Origin of the sequence: Burkholderia sp. SIMBA_062 (assembly GCF_046534765.1) — a bacterium.
GTDB classification, from domain to species: domain Bacteria; phylum Pseudomonadota; class Gammaproteobacteria; order Burkholderiales; family Burkholderiaceae; genus Burkholderia; species Burkholderia ambifaria.
Genome location: NZ_JAWRYD010000290.1, coordinates 1 through 269, shown reverse-complemented (window position 1 = coordinate 269; position 269 = coordinate 1). Strand labels below are relative to the sequence as shown.

The 269-nt window shown below is 43.1% G+C and carries 1 protein-coding gene; it reads left to right on the top strand.

From position 1 onward, the window contains the following. Nucleotides 1-269: hypothetical protein (locus tag SB786_RS36405; protein ID WP_410731605.1), on the top strand; the 269-nt coding region annotated here is incomplete at both ends.

The window sequence follows — 269 nt, the reverse complement described above, 5'->3', positions numbered from 1 at the left end:
ATTATCTCCCTCCACACTAGACAATTTATACTACCAGTACCGCTATGATGGCAAAAACAGGCTGGTTGAGAAGAAGCTTCCGGGAAAGGATTGGGAGTTTATGGTGTATGACAAGCAGGACAGAATTGTTTTAGTTCAGGATGGCAACCTGAGGACCATCAATACTAACTTTGGAGCCAAGGGCTGGATCTTTACCAAGTATGACAAGCTTGGAAGAACTGTATATACCGGCTTCTTTGCCAATACCGATAAAAGGCATGTAATACAGG